Genomic DNA, 25,769 nt, shown 5'->3' with positions numbered 1-25,769 from the left:
AGTCCTTAAAACTGTTTATAATATATAATTTTTATAAAGTAAATATGTAATACATTATAGAAATGATTGAATTTACCCAAAAATTTTGTGTATCAGTCATTTTGAGCCTGATTTCTAAAGACAAAAAATATAGATTATATATATTGCAGCAGTGTATAATATATTTAAATTATCTTTTTTGGTAACCAAAAAAGTATTCTTTACGACCAAATCAAAGGATATGCTTAAAAGCTCAGGATGATATAATTGTAACAGCTGTTATAATAATTCACACATTGTCATTTTGAGCAAAGCGAAAAATCTATATGGTATGAGTTTAAAATAACTATACATACTATATTTTATGATTATTGTAGTTTGTATATTTTAGATACTTCGCCTTATCAGGCTCAGTATGACATAACTATAACAGCTATTATAATAATTCACATATTATCATTTTGAGCAAAGCGAAAAATCTATATGGTATGAGTTTAAAATAACTATACATACTATATTCTATGATTATTGTAGTTTGTATATTTTAGATACTTCGCCTTATCAGGCTCAGTATGACATAACTATAACAGTTATTATAATAATTCACACATTGTCATTTTGAGCAAAGAGAAAAATCTATATGGTATGAGTTTCAATAACTATACATACTATATTTTATGATTATTGTAGTTTGTATATTTTAAATACTTCGCCTTTTAGGCTCAGTATAACACGAAAAAGGATAAATAAAACTTTAAATAACTTATCCTGCAAATTTATTTTCTTGACATATTATTAAGATAAGATATAATAATGTAATATATTTTGCATATTTTTATGTGTATAAAAAAGATATTAATATTTTTTCTTTTTTGTCACTTTTTTCAGCATGTTAAGGAGAGTATTTTATGCGTTCTAAACTTAGGATTACCATTACAGCAAAAATATTAGCTATATTGTCTGTAATAACCATAGCTGCTTTTGTTATGGGTATTTATTCTTTTGTTGCCATTAAGAATGGCAGAAAAGTTGCTCAAGATATTAGTAATGTATATTTAGACTTATATCAATATGATAATTCCCTAAACAGTAAAATAGCAGAGATTCGTATATCTTTTAGAGACTATGTATTAAGCCCTTCACAAGATAAATATGACAATTTAAAACAATTAAAAACTGATGCAGAAGATAACTTAAATAAACTGGAAACACTTCTTGCAGACAAATATAAAGCCTCTATTGTGCCAGAAATAACAGCTATTTTTCCTGAATATAAAGAAGCAGTTAATACATATCTTACTGCTGCAACACATCAAGTTGAAGTTCGTAATAATATAGTGCCTAAAGAAAAGGAATTTATTAAGGCTGTAGATGAATTTTTAACAGAATCTGAAAATTTAAGAAAAACCATTACAAATGTAATTAAAAATAATATTGATAACAGTGAAGTAACTCTTAGATATTTTGAAAACTATTCTCGCATTGCAACTATTTCAGTAGATACTGCACTTGTATATGAAATATTTCAAACTGTAAGATATACAGGAAATGTTGAAGAGCTTGCAAAGATACAGAAATTAATGGTAGAAGTAAATAATGAACTGGTAACTATAAAAAATAATATTGTGCAAAGAGCTTCTCTTAATATAATTGATAAAATGCTTGATAATATAGCAAAAAACGAGAAAATATATAAAGAAATAGTAGCAGCTTATGAATCACGAGCTTCAGTTAATAAACAAAGAGTTGACGCCACAAACCTTTTTTTAGGTATTTCTCAGCAAACTTCAAATTCTATTAATACTATTATACAAGAAAAAACTGCTTATGCAGAGACTTCTTTAACTTCAGCTATTTATGTTATTATTACAATACTGCTTATTACAGTAGCAGTTATTGCTGCAGCAATTCTTATTACCTATACATCTATAATAAAACCTTTACATTCTTTTGTTGCTGCTTCAAGAGACTTAACAAGCGGTGATAGAGATTTAACTATAAGATTGCAAACAATTAATAATGATGAGCTTTCTGATTTAGCAAAAAGTTTCAATAATTTTATTATTAATGTGCAGGAAATTGTTACTGAAGTAAGAAACTCTACCAATGAAGTTGCTTCAGGCAACAGTCAGCTTGCTGCAACTATTGAAGAGCTTTCTGCTACATTTAACTCTCAAACTGAGCAGGTAAACAGTATTGTAGTAGATATGAATGACATTACAAACCAGTCTCAGGATGCTACTAATGAATTAAATTCTGCACTGCAGGTTATTAATACCACTGCGGAATCCACTACACAGGGGCAGAACTCATTAGGTGAAATTAAAAATACTATGCTTGATATTAATACAAAAACTACACATTTATCAGATACTATTAATAAACTTTTAGAAAGCTCCTCACAGATTGGAGAAATATTAACAGTTATTAATGATATTGCAGACCAGACTAACCTTTTAGCTCTTAATGCTGCAATAGAAGCTGCAAGAGCGGGAGAAGCAGGCAGGGGGTTTGCAGTGGTTGCTGATGAAGTTAGAAAATTAGCAGAAAGAACTACTAAAGCTACAAGTGAAATAGAAAATATTATCTCTACATTGCAAAACGAATCAGAACGCGCTTCTCAGGAAATGTCTTCAGCATCTATCAGTGTTACAAATGGTGTAGAAGTAATAGAAACAACTACAACATCTTTTTCTAAAGTAGTTAATGGTGTAAGCAATGTGGCTAATACTACTTATCAATTAATGGAAGGCTTTAATATTCAGCACCAGACAGTGCAAAATGTTAATGATAAAACACAGGTTATTGCAAGTGGTATTGAAGAAAGTAATGCGGCTGTAAATGAAATTTCTATTACTGTTGACCACCTGCAGGAAAGAACAGAAGCTTTAAAAATACTTGTAGGTCAGTTTAAAGTTTAATATTAAAATTTTAAATTTAAAGTATATATATATTTTCCTGCCTGCATACAAAAAATATGCAGGCAGGAAAGAAAAAGTTTAAAACAATTAATCAACTATTGCATTTTTCTTAATACTCGCTATAATCACTAAAATATAAAAATTTTATCAGGTTTATTTATGACACAAGAAGAATTACTTACAAAAGCAGAAACTCTTTATAATATTGGAGAATATAGCCAGATTATTTCACTAATACAGTCACTTCCAGAAGAACAGCAAACTTATAATCTTCTTTACCTTCTTGCACTATCTTATAGTTATAATCTTGAAGGCAACGATGATGATAACCAGCATCATGCACTAAAAATACTTAAAAAAATAGCTGACCAGGGAGAGTGTGATTTAAAATGGCTTTATCTAATTGGTAAAATTTATTTTACAATCAATAAGGAAGAATATGCTATTGAATATTTTGATAAAATAGCAAGAATTTTTAAAAAAGATAAAGAATTTAAAGAATTAATAAATATGCAGTATTTTATAGACAGCTGCAAAGAATATTTATATGAAAGAGCATTAGCAGTTATTTTTATTACTTTAAAAGAAGCTTCAAAAGACGATAAAATATCTATAAGCAATATAAAAGATAATAATATTGAAGTCTTTTTTCCAAAATATGATATTAAATTACAAATTGAAATAAATCATCTTCATAGAAGCGGTGCAACACTCTTTTTTAAAATAATGTATCCTGATAACTACTATCAGACATACCATATAGACGGAGATGCAAATACCTATGAAAATGGTATTGCTGATGCTATTAATAAGTTTGTATGTATAATTAACAAAGATTTTATGGAGCACTGCAAATAGCTCTATGAAAAAAACTATTTTAAAACAAATTGAAAAGCTGCATGCTGAAGAAAGACATGCAGAAATTATAAGTTTTCTTGAAAAGACTAATGAAGTGCATGATTATGAACTTACATGCCTTTTAGCAAGAGCATACTGCAATATGCCTGTTATGGCAAATAATGACAATGATTATATAAATAAAGGGCTTTCTCTTTTACTTTCTGTAAAAGATATGGGAGAAAATGACCCACTTTGGCATTATCGCACTGGTTTTGCATATTTTTATGCAGATAAGGAAGAAGAAGCATTAATACATTTCAAAAAAGCAGTTGAACTTATACCAAAAACAAAAGAAAGTGCTGTAAAATGGCGTGACTTTAATATTGGATATTTCATAGGCGAATGTGAAGATATTTTAAAAGCTAAAAAAATAAAAGATAAGTTTGGCACTGGAAAAAAGGCATCTAAAGAAGACACTCTTAATTTCATTCTTTTTAATCTGCTGCATAGAAGTCTGCCTCAGGAAGATTTTGTTACAGATAACAGTATATATATTCCTGAATGGATGCTTGTTATCAGACCTTTAATTATTGATTTTGATAATGAAAAAATAGAAATAGAATGGAATATTACTTGCCCTGTGTTTGATAACAGCATAAAAGAATTAACTTTTGGAGCTGGTGAAAATTTATATGAAGCTGTTTTTATTGCTGTTGGCACTTTTACTGCTTCTTTACTGCAAACAGTAAAAAATATCTTATCAAATAATCCTGCAAAATTTACATATTCTTCTGAATTTAACAGCCACTATCATAACTGGAATGTATATTACAATCCACTTCTTGTTGCAAGAGATGAAATGCAGTCTGACAGGCTGGATGATTTAATTTTCTGGAATCAGATAGAAAACATACTGCATAAATATCTTGGCAACCAAAAATCTGTCTGTATAAAAATATATGCTGCAAAATTTGCAGGCAATATTATCAGTGAATGCTGTATTGATGATATTTATATCAATGAACTTAGCAATATAATAGGCGACTATATTGATAATTCACTTAATACCAAAGACAGTTTTTATACTATCAGGCAGTATATAATACTTACACAGCATGAAGACACAAGGCTGCCTTATAAATATGAAAACAAAGAAGGATATATAGAGTTAAAAAACAACCTGAAAAAAATATGCGATGTTATTTATGACCTAAAACCATTTGATGAAGAAGACTATGAAGATATAGAAGACGCTTTCTTTTATCTTATAAACGAACTTGATGATATGGTTCATGATTTTACATTATGTATTGAAGCTTTAATATTTATTCCTGAAATATTTGCAGCTAATCTGTATGATGGTATTGCTTTTCCTGAAAGTATAATTATTTATATGCAGGATGAAGAAGAGCCTTTATCTATTAACTATACTCAGTTTGCAGATTACAGCAGAATATACAGAGCTGTATGGGAAATATTTGACAGTTATGAAGATACAGAAAAAAGAGATATAATTTATAATAAATTTATCAGTATGAGTTTTTCTATTAACAGCATAATAGCTGAAGGCAAAAAAATAGAAGATTTAGAAGATGCTGATGAAATTATGATTCCTATATTTGAAGTAAATGCAGATGAAAGGTTTGAAATAAGATAGAATTTATATTTATTTGATTTCAAAATCTTATGTTTTCTACATTATCCCTATTTTTTATTATTAAAATAATAAAATTATAGCAAGATATGAACTTATATGTCAAACTAAGCTTTTAAACGAAGTATATAAAAGAGCATTTAATTTAAAATCTATTATACACTATTGCAATATAAATAATTTAGATTTTTCGCCTTTAAAAATCAGGCTCAAAATGACTCATTATGAAAAACTATTATAATAAAGCAGGGATAATTCAGTTATATTTTTTAGCTTTATTACTTTTTTCTGACTTTTTTTCTGTATATTGTAAAATCTGCCTGCAAAGAATAAATATCAAGCTTGTAAGGAACTACTCTTATTTTATCCCCCACTCTGTATCTTTCACCGCTTTTGTCCCCTATGGCTGATTCTCCATATTTATAAAAAATATCAAAATCAATATATGAATAATCAATATATCCTGTCATCATAAGTTTTTCTATATATATAAATATGCCGTTTCCTGTAATTCTATTAATATAGCCAGTAAACACATCATCATAATGGCTTGAAATATATTCCAGTTTTTTAAAAACACTTATATCATGCTCTGCATCTTGAGCAAGCCTTTCTCTTTTTGAGCAGTGGGCAGCAAGCTCTTTTAATTCTTCAAGCGGCTCACTTATGCTTCCCAACTTAAGCCCAGAAAGTAATGCCCTGTGGACTAATAAATCAGGATAGCGTCTAATAGGGCTTGTAAAATGTGTATAAGCAGTGGAAGCAAGTCCAAAATGTCCCTGATTTTCTGTTGTATATTCTGCACGCATCATGCTGCGGATAAGCAAAGAGCCTAAAAGGTCTGCATGCTTTGACGATGATGCGATTTTACTTAATTCTGATACAGTTTCTGGTGTAACTGGGTATTCAACAGGAGGCACTTTTAAGCCAAAATTTCTTGCCATTTCTATCCAGTCATCTATTTTTTTAACATCTGGCTCTCCGTGCACTCTGTATATGCCTTTTAAATCATGCTTGTCAAAATATTCTGCTGCAGATTCGTTTGCTGCAATCATAAAACATTCTATAAGCCTTTCTGCATAGCCCCTCTCTCTTGGCTTAATATCTATAATTTCGCCTTTACTATCAAAGAAAAATTCAGCTTCTGGTAAATCAAAATCAATAACACCATCTTTTTCCCGTTTTACAAGCAGTATATTAGTCAATTCTTTAGCTGTATTCAGAAAAGGCAAAAGTTCTTTATCTTCGCTTTCTGCCATATTATCAAATATATCATTAACATAGTTATATGTAAGCCTGTGGTTAGAATTGATTACAGAGCGGTAAAACTCAGCTTCTTTTTTATTGCCTGATTTATCAAAAACCATTCTGCATGTAACAGTATATCTGTCTTCATGCGGCACAAGGCTGCATACACCATTTGAAAGCACTTCTGGAAGCATAGGTATTGCAAACTCTGGAAAATATACACTTGTGCCCCTTGCTACAGCTTCTTTATTTAAATAACTTCCACGCTCTACATATCTTGAAACATCAGCAATATGCACATAAAGCTCATAATTTAGACCTTTTTTAGATATACTTATTGCATCATCAAAATCTCTTGCACTCATCCCGTCTATTGTAACAGTATAAAGCTCTCTAAAATCAGTAAGGTTTTTCTTACTGATTTTAAATGTGCCGTTTTCAATGCTCTCACATTCCTGCATTACTTTTTCAGGAAATTCATGAGACAAAGCATACTTATACATTACTATTTTATTATCTATATCTTTATCGCTTAAAGTGCCTATTTTTTCTATTATTCTGCCAGCTGCAAAATTATTCTGCGATGGATATTTTTCTATTTTGCAGATTACAACATCATCATTACATAATTCTTTACTGCTGTTTTTGATTATAATATGGCCTTGAAAGTTTCTAGAAAAAGGTATTATGCGATAGTTATTTCTGTATTTTTCAACTACTCCCACTACCTGCTCTATACCACGCTCTATTATCTGCATAACTTCTGCTTCACGCCTGCCTTTATATATACCAATACGAGCAAGGCATACATCATTATGGCTTGCACCTTTCAACTTTTTAGGATGAATAAAAGCATCTTCTATATTTTTATCATCAGGTACAAAAAAACCATATCCATCTTTATGTATAGAGACAGAGCCTTTAAGTGTTGCTCCAATCTGGCTTTTTTTATCTGCTTTATCTTCCTGCTTTTCTTCTTTCTTTTCTTGTTTTATTTTTCTTATATTTTCTTCAATAATATCCTGTGGCAGATTTTTAATAAGTTTGCGAGCCTGTCTTTCATCAATACATAAAATACCTGCAAGTTCATAAGAAGAAATACTTGGAAATTTTACTAATATACTTAATGCTTTTCTTCGTAATTTATTATCCAAAATAATATCCTTAAACTATTCTGCTAAAACAGAAAGATACCTTTCACCAGTATCTGCTAATAAAACAGCAATATTTTTACCTGCATTTTCTTTCCTTGCTGCTACTTTTAAAGCTGCTGCCACTACCGCACCTGATGATATTCCAGCTAAAATACTTTCTTTTTTTGCCAAATCTATTGCCATATTATATGCTTCATCATCTGTAACCTGCACTACTTCATCATATATTTCAGTATTTAATACATCAGGCACAAAACCTGCACCTATGCCTTGTATTTTATGTGGTCCTGCTTTGCCGCCAGATAAAACAGGCGATGACGATGGCTCAACTGCAATAACCTTTATATTACTGTTTTTTTCCTTTAAATATTCACCAACTCCAGTAATTGTGCCGCCTGTGCCTACTGCTGAAATAAAAATATCAATTTTTCCATCCATATCATTATATAACTCTTTTGCAGTAGATGCTTTATGAATACTGCTGTTAGCCTTGTTTTTAAACTGCTGCGGCATAAATGCACCATCTATTTCTTTTACAAGTTCTTCTGCTCTTGCAACAGCTCCGCTCATACCTTTACTGCCCTCTGTTAACACTATTTCTGCACCAAATGCTTTAAGAAGTTTACGCCTTTCTATACTCATAGTTTCTGGCATAGTAAGTATTAATCGGTAGCCTTTTATTGCGGCAGCACCAGCAAGACCAATACCCGTATTTCCACTTGTTGGCTCAACAATAACACCACCTTTTTTTAATAATCCGTCATGCTCTGCCTGCTCTATCATAGCAAGCCCAACCCTGTCTTTTACACTGGAAAACGGATTAAATGATTCCAGTTTTGCATATATAAATGCATCAGTATTGTTTAATTTATTGATTTTCACAATAGGGGTATTGCCTATTAATTCTAACATATTTTCTGCTGTTTTCATAATATACTCCATTAAAATATTTAATATATAATATTTATTCACTGGAAAAAAAGCAATAGAAATATATTTAATATACAAAAAATCCCCTTTTTTAAATTGAAATAATATCACACTGTGCATGATTGATAAGTAAGAAAAGATAATTTAGATTTTTCGCCTTATAAATTCAGGCTTAGAATGACTTAAAACAAAATTTTTGGATAAGCCCATATTTATAACTGCATGCTTATTATTTCCTGCTCCCGTCTCATAAAAAAACACAACTTACTGCATAACATATTTAAAATATCAATAACAAATTAGACTAGACATATTTATTCATCTTTATTACATTATATTTATGAAAAAGATAAGTTTACTATTTTTAAAGTTTTTAACAGGTTTTATTACTTTATACTTAGTTTCAGTATTTATTAACCTTTTTGGTATGGTTATATATGCTTTAAGTGTATTAATTATTGCTGTGCCAATAGTATTAAATAATGCTGCTCGTTTCAGCCTGAAAAAAGAAATAAAGTTAATAGAATATGAAGAAAGTAAAAAATTTTATAAACTTCTTTCTGGTAAAACTTTTGGATATATTATTATAATTATAACTGCATTAATACTTGCTTTTATTATACCAGTAAGAATATATTTATTTTCAAGTATGGAGTTTTTATGCCTGCTTATTATTTTCCCGCTGCTTTTGCTTTCAAGGTTTTTAAGCACAAAAATAATTCTTGCAATATATAATAACAAGTTTGCACCATATAAAATTGAAAGCCTTGTATATATTTTAACAGCTTTTTTTACAGCTGTGATTTTCCCTGTTCTTTCATACAGCTTAAAAGATATTAATATACATATCCCATTTTTAGATAATGATTTAATATCTTTACAGTATAACTATGCCGCATATATGACAGGCAGCTTCTTAAATTTTTTTGATACTATAACAAATACAATACTTGATGCAGAAGTGGTGAAATCTGCTCCCCTTTGGTTTGTTGGTATGCTTTTAATAGTATTAAGCGGCGGTGGATTTCTTTTTTATGGTATAATCAGCTTTATAAGTTTTTTCTTTATAAAAAAAGAAAATCTTGCAAAAGTGTTTATGCCAGTTAAAAATGACGAAACAACTAAAATTAATAAATTTATTGCATCATTTATTATTACTCTGCTTGCAGTATTTATATATCCATCTGTTTTTGCAGCTGTTACATATATTGCTGCTGCAAAACAGGAAATTGTAGAAAATACTGTTAAGGCAAATACTGTTGCAGTAGAAGTTATAAATGGCATAATGTATAAAGCAGGCACATTAAATGAGATACAGATTGCATCAGATATTGCATACGGTGCTGCAAAAGATGACATGATAAAAGAAGTAAATAAAATGTATGATGAGATACTTTTAAATACTGATAAATATCTGGACTGGTATTACAGTTTATCAGCAGAATACAGCAGACTTTTTAAACTAATAACAGGCTCTATTGAAGAATATATGGCAGATAAATTAAAAGAAAATCTTATGGATAATATTTCAGCTAATCTTAACTTTAATGCAGCAGATATGAATATTGCAAAACTGCAAAATGATATAAATAAAATACTAGATAAGAATAAAATAACAGAGAAAAATGCTGTTTATTCAGTTCAAACAAATATTAATGTAGAAAATATATACAGTCTGGCAGAAATTCAGCCACTTATTGATTTAAAAAAGAGAGTAATAGCTTCAACTGGAGGCGGTTTAGCAGCTGGTGCAATAGTTGGCACAATAGCAGGCAAAGTTGCCGCAAAAACTGGATTTAAAACAGCTGCAAAAGCAGCAGCAAAAGCGGCGGCAGGAAAGACAGTAAGTGCAGCTGCCGGAGTTGCTGCTGGTATTGTTTCATCAGTTTTTACTTCTCCAGCAGGCGGTGCAGCCATTGGAACTGCCGCAGGAATTGCTATAGATAAAGGGCTTTTAAAATTAGAAGAAACAGTAAACAGAGAAGAATATAAAAAAGAAATTACTTCAAGCATAGAAGAAAGCAGAAACCAAATGCTTGAAACAATAAATAAAGCATTTGAGAATAAATAGATAGTGTCATAAAATTATATCATTTCAATTTATTCTCTGCTTATAATGGCTATGGTATAGTCTGAACTTATCCAAAAATTTTATATTGCAGTTATTTTGAACCTGATTTTAAAGGCGAAAAATCTATATAGTATAATTTTCAATAACTATACATACTATTTTTATTATTATTGCAGTTTGTATATTTTAGATACTTCGCTTAAAAATCAAGCTCAGTAAGACATAATTGTAATAGTTATTATTGTGAATAAGTTGTTTTATACTTATAATCATAATAACAGCAGTAGTGTTGTATAATAAATTAAGAGTTGTTTAGAAGAATATTAAAATAATTAAAGCGGTAAAAATGATAATTTCTACCGCTTTTTAATTATCATTATTTTTGATACTGTGCAAGTTCAGTTAATACACCATTATTGCCTTTTGGGTGAACAAATGCTACAAGCATATTATGTGCACCAACTTTTGGCTCATTATCAATAAGCGGAACTTCTGCTTTTTTAAGCTCTGCAAGGCAGGCTGCCACATCATCTACTTCAAAGCAAATATGATGTAAGCCTTCTCTATTTTTTTCAAGGTATTTAGCAATAGGGCTTTCTGGAGAAGTAGCTTCTACAAGCTCAATAGTAGTTTCACCAACTTTAATAAAAGCAGTTTTTACTTTCTGGCTTGGAACTTCTTCAATATGGTTAATATCTGCACCCATTGCTTTGTAAAAAGGAAGAGCAGCTTCTATTGATTTCACTGCTACGCCTATGTGATTAATTTTGTTTAGTAACATAATATCCTCCATTTTTTATTTATTTTATCTGTTACAAAAATTTATAATATAATTTTATTATATATTCTTAGGTTATTTAATAAAAAATATAAACCTGCAATATAAGTTTTTCTGCTTTAAATAAATCTATATGTAATTATGCTTTTTCTAAAAAATTTGCAATTATTTTTTTAACACCTTCTTTTTTAAAATGAACAGTTACTTTTTCATTTTCTCCGCTTCCTTCACTGAAAAGCACTGTTCCTTCCCCAAAAACTGAGTGATATACTTTTGATGATGCTTTAAAAGATGCAGTATTGTCATCATTATACTCTTTCTTTTCATAATTGGAAGAATTTTTAATATAATCTGCATAATTTCCAGACCTGTTTTTAAATGTATTATTTGTTGAGCCTTTATTAAATTTAAAAGACCTGCCAAACTGTAATTCGCTTAAAAATCTAGATTCTGGAGACTGATTATGCCTGCCCCCGCGAATTCTGCTTCTTGCTCTTGTTATATAAAGGGTTTCCATAGCACGAGTAACACCCACATAACAAAGTCTTCTTTCTTCTTCAATATTTGCTTCACCATCTTCATTACCAAGTGGGAAAAGACCTTCTTCAAGACCTGTTAAAAAAACAAGTTTAAATTCAAGCCCTTTGGCAGCATGCATAGTCATTAATTTAACAGACCCTTCAATATCTTCTTCATCGTTAGAAGAAACAAGGGCAGCACTAGCTAAAAAGTCAGAAAGTGATGAGCCGTTTTGTTCTTCAAAACGCACAGCATCTGAAATAAGCTCATCAATATTTTCCATTTTTCTATCTATTATATCTGGCTCTTCGCCTAAACTTTGCAGATACTCTTTATATTTTATAGTATTAAGTATAAGTTCTATTTTATCTCTAATGCTTTCGCATTTTATAATATCATGTATAAGCTGAATATATCTGTCAACAGCTGCTCTGCTTTTTGAAAGAAATTTTAAGTCTGTTTCCAGTGTTTCAAGTATAGTAATATCATTTTCTTCTGCATAAGATATTATTTTATCATTAGTAGAGTTGCCTATACCCCTTTTTGGCACAGATATACTTCTAAAAAATGCCTGCTCATCTTTTGGGTTATCAGAAAATTTTAAATAAGCTAAAATATCTTTAACTTCTCTTCTTTGATAAAAACCAATGTTGCCTATTACCTTGTGCGGAATATTTGCCATTTTTAATGCTCTTTCAAAATTTAATGACTGAGCATTTGTTCTGTAAAGTATAGCCATATCATCATAGCTTATACCATCATCATGTTTATCAAGTATAGTTTTTGCTGTAAAACTGGCTTCTTCTAAATCATTATAAAATTCATATTTTTTAACTTCTGATTGTTTATCTGCACTTGCTTCTAATGTTTTACCCCTGCGGTATGTGTTATTTTCTATTAATCTGTTTGCAATAGATAATATACTTTTGCCGCTTCTGTAATTTCCCTCTAACTTAATTTCTTTTACATTTTCAAAAACTTTATCAAACTCTAATATATTGCGGACTTCTGCTCCACGCCAGCCATATATTGACTGGTCATCATCTCCAACAACACATAAATTGCCGCTTATACCTGCAAGCATATATAAAAGCCTGAACTGCACAGCATTAGTATCCTGATATTCATCAACTAATATATATTTATAAATATCTTGATATTTTTTCAGTATATCAGGATAGTTTGCAAAAATGCGGACACAGAGAGCTATCATATCATCAAAATCTACAAGCCTTTGCAGCTCTAACTCTCGTTTGTATGTTTCATAAACAGTTTTAAGCAGATGAAATGTTTCTTCTATTGGCTCATTTTTCACATAATTTTCTGTATTTTTATATGAACTTATAGCTTGCAGATAAGATTTTGGGCTGAACTGTTTAGGGTCAATATTCAGTGATTTTATAATCTGCCTGATGATTGCAAGCCTGTCTTCCTGGTCTACAATAGAAAAGGATTTTGGAAGTCCTGCATATTCTGTTTCATTACGAAGTATACCTAAACATATTGAGTGAAATGTTCCCATCCATACACCATTTGCAAGTCCGCCTATTAATTCATGCAGTCTGCTTTTCATTTCGCCTGCTGCTTTATTAGTAAAAGTAACAGCTAAAATATTTCCAGCTGATACTTCTTTATTAACAATCAAATGGGCTATGCGGTAAGTAATAACTCTTGTTTTGCCAGTGCCAGCACCAGCAAGCACTAAAACGGGTCCTTCCGTAGTTTTTACAGCTTCTGCCTGCCTTTCATTTAATGCTTCATCAATATTAAGAATATTATGCCTCCTTATTTATCAGGCTCAAAATCTACAACTTTTTTATTATAAGCAATAATAATATCGCTTCTTCTTAAAAGTCCTACAAGTTTCATACCTTTTTCTTCTATTTCTACAACAGGCAGGTCGCCAACTTCTTTAATACCAAAATCTCTCATTGCCTGTTCCAGAGTTTCCTCAGGTGATACTGTGATTATATTCCGTCTTGCACCAAAGTCTTTTGCTAATGTAGTTTCCAAATTTTTTCCGCTGAAAATCTCTTCCTTTAAATCATTTAAGGATATAACACCTGTTAAGTATCCTTCATCATTTACAACAGGAAAATAAGCATGTGGTTTTTTTTCAATAGATTTTTTTATATCAAGAATAGATGTGTTATCATTAAATGCAATAATATCTGTAAGCATAATATCTTTTACTTTTACTGATTCAAGTATGCTTTTGTCTATACCATGGTTAATATTAAAGCCTGCACGGGTTAAAGTCCATGTAAAAATACTATCCTTTTCAATGCTGGCAGAAATCATATTAGCTATAATACATGTAATCATTACAGGAAGCACAATATGATAACTTTGAGTTATTTCAAAAAGTATTAATATAGATGTAATAGGTGCACGAATAACGGCTGCAAGCATAGCACCCATGCCAACAAGTGCATATGTTTCAGGGTTGCCTGCAATGCTTGGAAAAATATACTGCATAAGTCCGCCAAAAAAGCCGCCAGCTGCTGCCCCTATAAAAAGGCTTGGCACAAGCTGACCACCTGAACCGCCAGAGCCTAGTGTAAGGGATGTTGCTACAATTTTTAAAAATACGAATACTATTAATATATACCATGGTATTTTATTCTGCAGGATTTCAATAATAGTGCCATAACCTACACCCATAATATTTATGCAGAATGCACCAAGTATGCCCATTAAAAGTCCGCCTATGGCAGGTTTCAGCCATTTTGGAAGAGGCAGAAATGCAAAAGCATCACTAACTTTATAGAAAAATCTTATAAAAAACACACTTATTAATGCAATAAATATACCCATAATGGCATAAAGGGGCAGTTCTGCTGCACTTTTTAAAACATAATCTGGGGATTGAATAGTTATTTCATCGCCAAAATAAGCACGGCTTATAACTGTGGCAGTGACAGCAGAAATAATCAGCGGGCTGAATGTTCTAACACCATATTTTCCAAGCAGCACTTCTGCTGCAAACATTGCTCCACCCATAGGTGCATTAAATGTGGCAGCAATACCACCGGCTGCTCCGCATGCAGTTGCACTGCTTATTCTTGTGTGAGAAAATTTGAAAAACTGACCAACAGCAGAGCCAAGAGAGGCACCAATCATCACAATAGGACCTTCTCTGCCAGCTGAACCGCCTGTGCCAAGAGTTATAGCAGAAGTTATAGTTTTCAGCACAGCAGTTACGGGAGATAATGTTCTATGCAGCGATATTGATTTTATAACATCAGCCACAGAATGAACATTCGATTTAAAAAGTGTAGTAATGAGCCCAACAGCCAAGCCGCCTAATGCTGGAATTAATATCAGTTTCCATTTAGCAGTATCCTGCAGATTATAAAGCATAACTTCACTTTCAACACTGTATAGATTTTTCTGCAGAAAATGAATAAGTGTTCTAAATATTATATTTCCAACACCTGCTGCCATACCTATTGCAACAGCTACAGCAATTATCACAACATCTTCATATTTTGTAATCAGGCTGCTGAATTTTAAGCTGAAATAACTTCTTATTTTCAAGGTTTATTTACCTTTACTATTTTTTTTGGCTTTATTTATTTCCATTATTTCTTTGCCTTTATTTTCAATGTTTAACTGCTGTGTTCTGGCTATTGCTAAATCATTTGTATTAATATCTTTTGTGATAGTGCTGCCTGCTGCGATTAATACATTATCTCCAACAGTAACAGGTGCTACAAACTGAGTATCACTGCCAACAAAGACATTATTACCTATGATAGTTTTATATTTATTAAAGCCATCATAATTGCATGTAATCGTGCCGCAGCCAATATTTACATTTTCGCCTAACTCTGAATCACCTAAATAAGTTAAATGGCTTGCTTTTGAGCCTTTACCCATAGTGGCTTTTTTAAGTTCAACAAAATTGCCTATTTTATTTTCACCTGCTAAATGAGAGCCGGGGCGAAGATGAGCCATAGGTCCGACTGATGAAAATGCACCTACAAAAGAATCTTCTATTAATGAATTATCTTTAATTTCAACATTTTCTTCTATAACAGCTTTGTTAAGCCTGCATCCTGAACGAATAATAACATTTTTTTCTATACGAGAGCCGTTTTCTATAAATACATTTGGATATATCATAGTATCTTTGCCGATGATAACATCTAAATCAATATATACTGATGATGGGTCTATAATAGAAACGCCATCTTTCATATAAGATTCTGCTCGTTCTTTCCAGAGTATTTTTGAAGCAAAGCTTAACTGCACTCTGTCATTAACACCTAAAAACTCCATTTCATTATCTGCTAAAAATGCTTCTGCACCGCCATTAACAATATCTGTTAAATAATATTCATTTTGAGCATTATTATTATTTATATTCATAAGCCGTTTTTTTAATTCAGTAGATGAGCATAAATAAACACCAGTATTTACTTCATTTATTTTCTTTTCATTGTCATTGGCATCTTTTTCTTCAACTATTTTTAAAACAGAGCCGTTTGATGAGCGGACAATTCTGCCATATCCTTTTGGGTTTTTCATTTTTACACTTATAAAAGCTATATCCTGTTTTACAGTATTTATGAAATTATTTAAAGTATCATATTTCATCAAAGGCATATCGCCGCATAAAATTAATGTTTTGCCTTTATCAGAAATAAAATCAATAGCTGCCATTACTGCATCAGCTGTGCCGTGCTGCTCTTTTTGAGTGGCAAATTCAACTGATGAATTTTGTAAATGTTCTCTTACTTTTTCAGCACCGGCACCAGTTACAACAACAATTCTTTCTGGGTTTAACTGTCTGCTTAAATCTATTGAATAATCTATCATAGGTTTGCCGGCAGCACTAAATAAAACTTTTGGATTTTCTGATTTCATTCTAGTGCCTTTACCAGCTGCAAGTATAATAACAGTAAGCATATATCACCTCATAATATATCTATATACTATATATAAAAAAAATATTCTAGAAAAATGATAGTTTTATATAAAGATATTTTTTATTATGCCGATAATATCTATAAGAAAGCATTAGAAAAAGAATAAAAAGAAGAAATTTAAAAAATATTAAATTTTTTCTAAAGTTTTATAATCTATTTGACGATATAGCTTATGAAGGAGCTTACTCTAACAAACAGGTCGCTTTTGACCTCCAAAGGCATCAGCAGACTTAAGAGAAGCTTCCTTATAAAAAGAAGATACTGAAACAATCAGGTCGGCATGACGAAAAATCACTAATCTTTTAAATCGTATGTCGACAAACTGGTCATAAGACCAAGGAGAAGACATTATGAGAAAAGCGATTTATAAGATTTCTTAAAAATCCAAGAAATCATAACCGACCAAAATGCAAGGACAAATTTTAAATTAAAAAGAGTTACAACAGGAATTTCGGGCAAGGAAGCCCCGCAGTAAAGCACTTACACGGAGGTATGACATGGCTTTATCAATTTATAATAATGTGACCAGCTTAGGTGCACAGAAATATTTAAACATTGCAAATAATGCACAAACGAAATCATTACAAAGATTATCCTCAGGATTAAGAATAAATACAGCAGCAGATGACGCTTCAGGACTGGCAATATCAGAAAAATTACGCGGTCAAATCAGCGGTATGAAAAGAGCAAGTATGAATGCTCAAGACGGTATTTCTTACCTGCAAACTGCTGAAGGTGCAATGGCATCTGTTACTTCTATGCTTCAGCGTATGCGTGAACTTGCAGTTCAGGCAGGTAATGGCACTTATACAACTAACGACAGAGAAATGTTACAGTTAGAAGTAGACCAGTTAAAAGATGAAATAAACCGTATTTCTCAAACATCAGAATTTAATACTAAAAAACTGCTTGACGGAAGCGGCACCGCTTTATGGAGCTCCACAGAAAAATATTTAGGTGCAGTAATTAAAGGTCCAGAAGTTGCAGAAGGTAACTATAAAGTAGATTCATCAGTGCAGCCGGGACAAAATAATGTATATAAATCACAAATTATGCAGGTAAAAGAAGGTGTATTAGTATCAGAAGTAACTAATGCAAACCCAGCTTCAGCATCTGTTACAAGTGTAAGAGAGCCAAACAATATACCTGTTACAAATACTGCTGGTATGTCAATAACTGTGAAAGGTCAGACAGATACAATTGATGACGCATCAAACGCTGCTCATACATTATCTGCTATGCAGACTTATCATGGTGCAGCAGGCACTCAGTCTAACTGGAGAGTATCATCAGCTACATTTACAAATGGTGACAACATAATGTCTGGCTATTATGAAATGGAAATTGTAGATACTACAAATGGCACAGTAAGTGCTGGTTTTACATATCGCTATCGTTATATGGATAGTAAAACTGGTAAAATGAGTGCATGGGTAGAAGCAACAGCTACAGCTAGTGATACAGCAATAGTTACTTTAAACCTTGGTGATGTTCCAGCAGGTGGTGCAAGTGCACAAATGACATTAAGATTTCCGGGTGCTGGTTCAACAATACAGCCGGGAGATAAAATAGTATCAATATTTGATGCAAATTCTACAGCATTTAATGGGGCAGCAAGTGGCTCTGGCTCATTACAGATAGATAACGGACCAGTATTAACATTTTCTGCAGCAGGCAGTTTAGTTAAAGCAGATAATGGTGATGAAAAAATTGACTATAATGAAGTAAAATACCATATAGCTACAATGGACCCAAAAACAGGTGTTGTAGATTATGGCAGCTTAACAGTAGAGTTTAGAGAAGAACAGGCAGGAGTAACTACCCCAACAGCAGGTTTACTTATTTCTGGAGTTACTACTGTAAATGTAAGAGACAGCGGTCCGGCAACAAAAGACACAAAATTATCAGATTTAACTCAGTTTACAAATTGAACTTACCCAAAAAAGTTGGACGAGCCATATAAGGAGTGTATATGGCAAGAAAATACAGCTATGAGTTTAAGAAGTTTATAGTAACAGTCTTAGAAAGCGGTATAATGAGTGCCAGTGAATTATCAAGATGCTGTAAAATTCATAAAGGAGTAATATGTAATATCTATAACAGATATAAGCATTCAGGCGAATCAAGTTTACATCATAGCTTTACCCGCAATGAATATAGTAGAGATTTTAAATTAAATGTGTTAACTTATAAGGCATCAAATAATTTAAGTTATGAGCAGACAGCACTATATTTTAATATACCATCAGCATCAGTAATATATGACTGGAATAAGTTTTGCAGTAAGTTTATTGGAGATAATATGTCAGATAAGAATATCCCGAACAGTAAAAAGAGTAAACACTCAAACTCTACTGATATTAAACTCACTAAATCAGATGATAGTGAAGAAGTAAGACAATTAAAAGAGAGAATATCAGAGCTTGAAAAAGAGCTTTATTACAAGTCAGCGGAGAATGCATATTTAAAAAAGCTGGAAGCCTTAATGCAGTCAAAGGAACAGAGAGTTCAACAGAAAAAGCACAAATAATAACTGCATTAAGGCTGTATTACAGTTTGGATATCCTGTTGTCTGTGAGTAATATGAAAAGAAGCACTTACTATTATAATGTTAAAAAGCCTGCTGCATTAGATAAATATGCAGAAGTCAAGACATCTATATTAGAAATATATGAAAAATCTAACAAGACTTATGGTTATCCAAGAATATCAAAGGTATTAGAGAAACTGGGTTATACTTATGACAGGAAGACAGTGTATAAATTGATGAAAGAACTAAAAATTTCATCACTAATCAGGGTTAAGAAAAGGTATAAACAAGGCAGAGTAAGTCATATATGCAGCAATAAATTAAACAGAGCCTTTACAAGTGAGAGACCATGTTTAAAATGGGTAACAGATGTGGCAGAGATAAAAATTAATAATGAAAAGGTGTATTTATCAGCAATAATGGATTTGTATAACAGAGAAATAACAGCATACAGTGTAAGCAAATATAATAATGAAGAAATGGTAATAGATAATTTAAAACAGGCAATAGATAAAACAAAAGATACAACAGGGTTAATGATACATTCAGACCAGGGTATATTATATCAGGCTAATCAATTTAGAAAGTTATTAAAGGAAAATAATATAGAGCAGAGTATGTCAAGGCGTGGCAACTGCTATGATAATGCTGTTATGGAAAGTTTCTTTGCTACTTTAAAATGTGAATTGGTTTATATTAACAAATTCAAAAATATAGAACAGTTTAAATATGAACTTGAAAAATATATTGATTTCTATAATAATTACAGAATAAAAGCTAATGGACTTACACCTTTACAGGAAAAAGAAATTTATTTAGTGGCTTAGTTCAAAATTTTTGGGTAAGTTCAGACAATTTATTATAGATGTATTAAATTATAATTGATTGATTATGTTTTATTGAGGATATTATGAATAATTTAAAAATAGCTGGCAGACAGTTTAAAAGCAGGCTTATGGTTGGAACTGGCAAATTCCAGTCATCTGTTATAATGGAGCAGGCATTAAATGCTTCAGAAGCTGAAATTGTAACTGTTGCACTAAGGCGTGTTGATATTAATGACGATAATGATGATATATTAAACCATATTGATAAAAATAAATATCTGCTTTTACCAAACACTTCCGGTGCATCTAATGCAGAAGAAGCAGTGCGTCTTGCACGACTTGCCCGTGCAGCAGGATGCGAGCCATGGATAAAATTAGAAGTAACACCAGACCCATATCATCTGCTGCCAGACCCAGTAGAAACTTTAAAGGCTGCAGAAATACTTGTAAAAGATGGATTTAATGTTATGCCTTATATCAATGCAGACCCAGTTTTAGCAAAACATTTAGAAGAAGCAGGATGTGTTACAGTTATGCCGCTTGCTGCCCCTATTGGAACAAATAAAGGAATAAAAACTATAGAAATGGTAAAAATAATTATAGAAAATGCGTCTGTTCCAGTTGTCATAGATGCTGGTCTTGGTCTTCCCAGCCATGCTGCAGAAGCAATAGAATTAGGTGCTGATGCTGTTCTTGTAAATACTGCAATAGCAGCTGCTGCTGACCCTGTAAAAATGGCAGAAGCCTTTAAATATGCTGTGCAGGCTGCCTGCCTTGCTGTTAGTGCATGCCCCGCCCCTGTTTCTAACTATGCAAATCCATCAAGCCCTGTTAAAGGATTATTAAAGGATATATTATAATGAGTTTTTATGAAGTTATTAAAAAATACTCGTATGAATATGTAAAAGATTTAATATATAATGCTGATGAAAAATATATAAAAAATGCTCTTTATAAAGAAAAACTTACAGAGAAAGATTTAGCATATCTTTTAAGCCCAAAATCAGAAAGTTATTTAGAAGAAATGGCAGAAATTTCCCACAATATTACTTTACAGCGATTTGGTAAAACTATCAGGATATATGCACCAATATATCTTTCAAACTTCTGCACAAACAGCTGTATATACTGTGGTTTTAACCGTAAAAACAGTATACCGCGGGTTGCATTATCACTAGATAGTATAAAAAAAGAAGCTGAAATAGTTGCCTCATCTGGTATAAAAAATATTATTCTTGTAACCGGGGATAATATGAAAAAGTTTTCTTTTGATATGCTTTTGCAGTCTGTAAAACTATGCACAGAATATTTTCCATTTATTTCAATAGAAGTTCCGTCTCTTACTTTTGAACAGTATGAAGAGCTGCATAATGCAGGAGCGGACGGGCTTACAATGTTTCAGGAAACTTATATTGAAAACTTATATCCTGCATTTCACCCGACTGGTCCAAAAGCAGATTATTTATACAGGCTTGAAACTCCAGAAAAAGCTGCTCAGGCTGGTATGCGTTCTATTGGTCTTGGTTCACTGCTTGGTTTAACAGATTATAGAATAGATACTTTTTATATGTGCCTGCATGCAGAGTATTTATCAAAAAAATACTGGCGGAGCCATATATCTTCATCTTTTCCGCGTATAAGGCATGCAGCTGGAGAATATAAGCCAGAATATAATGTAAGTGATAAAAATTTATTGCAGCTTATTTTTGCATACAGAATGTTTCTCCATGATGCAGGAATAAATATATCTACAAGAGAGCCTGCCGTATTAAGAGATAAACTTATATACCTTGGTGCAACAATAATGAGTGCAGGCTCAAAAACAGAGCCCGGCGGATACAGTGCTGCTCAGGATGATGCTGCTCAGTTTTCCATAGAAGATAACAGGTCTGTTGAAGAATTTTGCAGTGCAGTAAAAAAACTTGGCTTTGACCCAGTATTAAAAGACTGGGATAATTCTATGCAAGGCACGAATTTTGCTAAATAAAAAATAATAGTTGATTTATACTGAATTTATTATATAAAATACACTGGTAGGTTATGAAAAAAATTTTATTTTTATTATTCTTTTTAGGGCTTTTAGCTGGCGGCGGTGCTTATTTATATTTTACTGATTTTAATCTTATAAAAAAATACATTACACCGCGTATTCCAGAAACTGTAATGTCAAAAATTCCTGAAAAAGTTAAAAAGTATATTACTGCAGATTATAATGCATCAAAAGATTTTGATGAGCTTGGTGCCCCTCTTGATGTGCCTGTTACTAAGTTTGATTCTCAGTATGTATCAAATGACAACCCTATTTTTGAAGCTTTTAGAAAAGGAACAAAAGAAGATATATTAAAAGCCATAGAATCTACTGATAATGTTGATATTTTTGATGTTACAGGCAGAACTCCCCTTATGTATTCAGCTTTTAGAGATGATACAAGCATTGCAGAAGTGATAATCAATAAAGGTGCTGATATTAACTTTCAAGACAGATGGGGACATACTGCTATAATGTATGCTGCTAAATATGGCAATGCAAATATGGTAAACTATTTTCTTTCAAAAGGCGCAGATATAAATGTAGTAGGCAATGATGGAGAAACACCTGTTTCTGCAGCTGCTTTTGACGGCAATATTGATGTGCTGACAAAATTTTTAGACTATGGGGCAGATATTAATATACAAGATAATTATGGCAACACACCACTTATGAAAGCAGCTATCAACGGCAACCAGAAAGCTCTTGGCATGCTTATAGACTATGGGGCAGATTTAAACAGCCAGAATAATGACGGCTTAACTGCACTAATGCTTGCTTCAGAAAGTGGAAGATATAATACAGCTAAGCTGCTTTTAGATAACGGGGCAGATACTTCTATTAAAGATAAGAGTGGAGAAAATGTATTAGACCATGCAAGAAAATTTGGACATGACCATATTATTGCTCTGCTTCGTCAGTATATGGTAGTAGATGAGCCACAAATTAATAATAATGGTGATGCAATAAATATTAATTTAAATAATAATTCAAATATTATAATGCATTAAAAGTAAGAATAAGGTATAAAATATGGTTAATAATCTAAAAAAAGATATTGAAGCAGCTTATGAAGCAGTTTCTCCTTATATAAAAAATATTCCGCTTTATCATTCTGCTTCATTTTCAGAAAATTATAGAGCAGATATTTATTTTAAACTTGAAAATCTACAAAGAACAGGCTCTTTTAAAGTGCGTGGAGCATTAAATGCAATACTGAAAAATAAAGAAAAATGTGCAAATGGTGTTATAACTGCCAGTGCAGGAAACCATGCACAAGGTGTTGCATTTAGTGCAAAATTAATTGGTGTAAAAGCTGTGATAGTTATGCCTGTCCATACTCCACTTGTTAAAATAAATAATACAAAATCTTACGGTGCAGAAGTTGTGCTTCATGGAGATACTTATGATGATGCAGCAACTATGGCAGAAATACTTGCAGAAGAAAAAGGGCTTTATTTAATACATCCTTTTAACAATATTGATGTTATAGCTGGACAAGGCACTATTGCAGTAGAATTTTTAAAAGAAATGCAGGATGCTGATAATATTATTATACCAGTTGGAGGCGGTGGTCTTGCTTCTGGTATTGCTGCATATTTAAAAGAATGCGGAAGTTCTGCGAAAATAATAGGTGTCCAGTCTGAAGCAGTGAGCGGTATGGCTGCATCACTTCGCAAAAGAAGAATGGTAAGAGTTACTGGCTCATCAATTATTGCAGAAGGTATTTCTGTAAAAACACCCGGTGATATTACTTATGATATATGCTCTAAATATCTTGATGATATAGTTACAGTTTCAGAAAATATTATTGCAGCATCAATCCTTGAATATATGGAAAAAGCTAAACTTGTTGTAGAAGGTGCAGGTGCTGCTCCACTTGCTGCAATTATGTCTAGAAGTATTGACTATAATAATAAAAAGAATGTCTTGATAGTTTCAGGCGGAAATATTGATATTAATATGATTTCAAGAATTATCAGTAAAGGTATGTCTACATCAGGCAGATTTTTGGAAATAACACTTAATCTTAAAGATATACCCGGCTCACTTGCCCACATTACTACCTTTTTAGCTGATGTTGGTGCCAATATATTAGACATACGCCATGACAGGTTTGGGGCTGGACTTCCCATTGGATTTTCAAGGGTAAATTTAGAGCTTGAAACAAAAAGTATGGAGCATATAGAGCAGATTGTTATTTCCTTGAAAAAAGCCGGGTTTGATGTTACTGTATGCTGAAACATATTAATGAAGGAGTAAATTGTATGAAAGCAGAATACCTTAACTGTGTAATGTCTGGTGTATTAGATGTGATAGACCAGTGCTTTCATGTAGAATGTAAAAAAGGCAAGCCTTATGTGTATCATTATGATATAAACTTAAACCATCTTTCTGCTGTTATCAGAATGGCTGGAGATAAAAAAGGGGCATTTGTTCTTGCACTTAGTGAAGATGATGCAAAAAAAATGGCAAGTGCTTTAATCATGGAAGAGAAGCAGTTTCTTGATAAAGATGTTATGGATGCTATTGGTGAAATTATTAATATGATTTCAGGAAGTGCAAAAGGAAAACTTACAGAGCTTGGATTTACTTTCAAACTAAGCACACCTGCATTTATCTTAGGAAAAGGAACAAGACTTTTTAAAGAAGTAGAATATGCACCATATATATGTGTTCCATTTTCAACAGAAATTGGAGATTTTACAATACAGGTTTCATTAAGATAATATTATAAAAAAGCAGTATAATATGAGTGAACCGATGATTTAAATATATTAGGCACTGCTGCAATGGGGTATAATTATTATGGATAAACTTACATCAGATGAAATATTACAATATTGTCTTGAAAATCTATCTGGAACAGTTTTTCATTCCTGTTACGGAGAAAAATGTATATTTTATAATCCTGAAAATAAACTGAAACATGGAATATATGTATTAACCATAAAAGAAAAAGACGGAAATAATGATAAAAGCTCTAATCTAAATAGAGAAGGTATATTCCGTATAAATTTTGGAGTTACAAAAAATACATTTATAAATAAATTTGGCTTCATACCTGCAAGACCTTTAAAAGGGAATACTGTTGATATGCAGTATGATTTTTCAACATTAAATATGCTTCTTCCACACCCAGTATATGCATGGATGGCATGGGTATCCATATTAAACCCTGATAAAAATTCTTTTTATAATATAAAGCAGTTTATTAATGAATCTTATGAATATGCAAAAGAAAAATACAATAAAAAAGTAAAGGTATAATAGGCATAAAAAGGTATATTGAATACTAATTTATATCAAAGATTTATTTTTCAGATTTAGCATATATTCAAATATTATAACATTA

General features: G+C 31.7%; 19 protein-coding genes. 13 read left to right on the top strand and 6 right to left on the bottom strand.

Annotated features, from left to right (window positions below; genetic code table 11):
• Positions 1-887: 887 nt before the first annotated feature.
• From N508_RS08745 to N508_RS08735, 3 genes are all read left to right on the top strand, one after another.
• Positions 888-2,900: a HAMP domain-containing methyl-accepting chemotaxis protein gene (locus N508_RS08745; RefSeq protein WP_023276039.1), complete on the top strand. Its 2,013-nt coding sequence runs from the start codon at positions 888-890 to the stop codon at positions 2,898-2,900.
• A gap of 159 nt (positions 2,901-3,059) precedes the next feature.
• Complete coding sequence (locus N508_RS08740; protein ID WP_023276038.1) at positions 3,060-3,758, top strand: hypothetical protein; 699 nt, start codon at positions 3,060-3,062, stop codon at positions 3,756-3,758.
• A 4-nt stretch (positions 3,759-3,762) separates the two neighbouring features.
• Complete coding sequence (locus tag N508_RS08735; protein WP_023276037.1) at positions 3,763-5,397, top strand: DUF6348 family protein; 1,635 nt, start codon at positions 3,763-3,765, stop codon at positions 5,395-5,397.
• Between the two features lie 275 nt (positions 5,398-5,672).
• Here the strand turns inward: N508_RS08735 and rnr are convergent, their stop codons facing one another.
• A complete protein-coding gene (rnr, locus tag N508_RS08730; RefSeq protein WP_023276036.1) occupies positions 5,673-7,796 on the bottom strand; it encodes a ribonuclease R in 2,124 nt (707 codons plus the stop codon).
• A 15-nt stretch (positions 7,797-7,811) separates the two neighbouring features.
• On the bottom strand, positions 7,812-8,726 hold the full coding sequence (gene cysK, locus N508_RS08725) for a cysteine synthase A (RefSeq protein ID WP_023276035.1): 915 nt from the start codon (positions 8,724-8,726) through the stop codon (positions 7,812-7,814).
• Between the two features lie 340 nt (positions 8,727-9,066).
• Between cysK and N508_RS08720 the strand changes: the two genes are divergently transcribed.
• Positions 9,067-10,797 (top strand): hypothetical protein, encoded by a 1,731-nt coding sequence (locus N508_RS08720; RefSeq protein ID WP_023276034.1) that lies wholly within the window; start codon positions 9,067-9,069, stop codon positions 10,795-10,797.
• A 376-nt stretch (positions 10,798-11,173) separates the two neighbouring features.
• On the opposite strand, the gene mce is transcribed toward N508_RS08720, so the two are convergent.
• From mce to glmU, 4 genes are all read right to left on the bottom strand, one after another.
• Positions 11,174-11,578 carry a methylmalonyl-CoA epimerase gene (gene mce, locus N508_RS08715; RefSeq protein ID WP_023276033.1) on the bottom strand — a complete coding sequence of 135 codons (405 nt, stop codon included), beginning with the start codon at positions 11,576-11,578 and terminating at the stop codon, positions 11,174-11,176.
• Between the two features lie 136 nt (positions 11,579-11,714).
• Positions 11,715-13,859, bottom strand: coding sequence for an ATP-dependent helicase (locus tag N508_RS08710; protein ID WP_283805229.1), 2,145 nt, complete (start codon positions 13,857-13,859; stop codon positions 11,715-11,717).
• 20 nt (positions 13,860-13,879) lie between these two features.
• Positions 13,880-15,634, bottom strand: coding sequence for a chloride channel protein (locus tag N508_RS08705; RefSeq protein ID WP_023276031.1), 1,755 nt, complete (start codon positions 15,632-15,634; stop codon positions 13,880-13,882).
• 3 nt (positions 15,635-15,637) lie between these two features.
• Positions 15,638-17,008 (bottom strand): bifunctional UDP-N-acetylglucosamine diphosphorylase/glucosamine-1-phosphate N-acetyltransferase GlmU, encoded by a 1,371-nt coding sequence (glmU, locus tag N508_RS08700; RefSeq protein WP_023276030.1) that lies wholly within the window; start codon positions 17,006-17,008, stop codon positions 15,638-15,640.
• Positions 17,009-17,525: 517 nt separating this feature from the next.
• Here glmU and N508_RS08695 point away from each other — a divergent pair.
• From N508_RS08695 to N508_RS08655, 9 genes are all read left to right on the top strand, one after another.
• Positions 17,526-18,959 (top strand): flagellin N-terminal helical domain-containing protein, encoded by a 1,434-nt coding sequence (locus N508_RS08695; protein WP_023276029.1) that lies wholly within the window; start codon positions 17,526-17,528, stop codon positions 18,957-18,959.
• Positions 18,960-19,000: 41 nt separating this feature from the next.
• Positions 19,001-19,558, top strand: coding sequence for a hypothetical protein (locus N508_RS08690; protein ID WP_023275779.1), 558 nt, complete (start codon positions 19,001-19,003; stop codon positions 19,556-19,558).
• Positions 19,489-20,385, top strand: coding sequence for an IS3 family transposase (locus N508_RS08685; RefSeq protein ID WP_143815552.1), 897 nt, complete (start codon positions 19,489-19,491; stop codon positions 20,383-20,385). The genes N508_RS08690 and N508_RS08685 overlap by 70 nt, the downstream gene beginning before the upstream one ends.
• An 83-nt stretch (positions 20,386-20,468) precedes the next feature.
• Positions 20,469-21,245 carry a thiazole synthase gene (locus tag N508_RS08680; RefSeq protein ID WP_023276028.1) on the top strand — a complete coding sequence of 259 codons (777 nt, stop codon included), beginning with the start codon at positions 20,469-20,471 and terminating at the stop codon, positions 21,243-21,245.
• Positions 21,245-22,372 carry a 2-iminoacetate synthase ThiH gene (thiH, locus tag N508_RS08675; RefSeq protein ID WP_023276027.1) on the top strand — a complete coding sequence of 376 codons (1,128 nt, stop codon included), beginning with the start codon at positions 21,245-21,247 and terminating at the stop codon, positions 22,370-22,372. Before N508_RS08680 ends, thiH begins: the two co-directional genes overlap by 1 nt.
• 53 nt (positions 22,373-22,425) lie before the next feature.
• A complete protein-coding gene (locus tag N508_RS08670; RefSeq protein ID WP_023276026.1) occupies positions 22,426-23,424 on the top strand; it encodes an ankyrin repeat domain-containing protein in 999 nt (332 codons plus the stop codon).
• Between the two features lie 22 nt (positions 23,425-23,446).
• Positions 23,447-24,655, top strand: coding sequence for a threonine ammonia-lyase (gene ilvA, locus N508_RS08665; protein ID WP_023276025.1), 1,209 nt, complete (start codon positions 23,447-23,449; stop codon positions 24,653-24,655).
• Between the two features lie 26 nt (positions 24,656-24,681).
• Complete coding sequence (locus N508_RS08660; RefSeq protein WP_023276024.1) at positions 24,682-25,143, top strand: chemotaxis protein CheX; 462 nt, start codon at positions 24,682-24,684, stop codon at positions 25,141-25,143.
• A gap of 79 nt (positions 25,144-25,222) precedes the next feature.
• Complete coding sequence (locus N508_RS08655) at positions 25,223-25,684, top strand: DUF6194 family protein (protein WP_023276023.1); 462 nt, start codon at positions 25,223-25,225, stop codon at positions 25,682-25,684.
• The last annotated feature ends 85 nt before the right edge of the window (positions 25,685-25,769 follow it).

This window comes from Mucispirillum schaedleri ASF457 (assembly GCF_000487995.2).
Lineage (GTDB): Bacteria > Chrysiogenota > Deferribacteres > Deferribacterales > Mucispirillaceae > Mucispirillum > Mucispirillum schaedleri.
The sequence above is the reverse complement of the archived record's forward strand: the minus strand, read 5'-3'. Positions and strand labels throughout refer to the sequence as shown.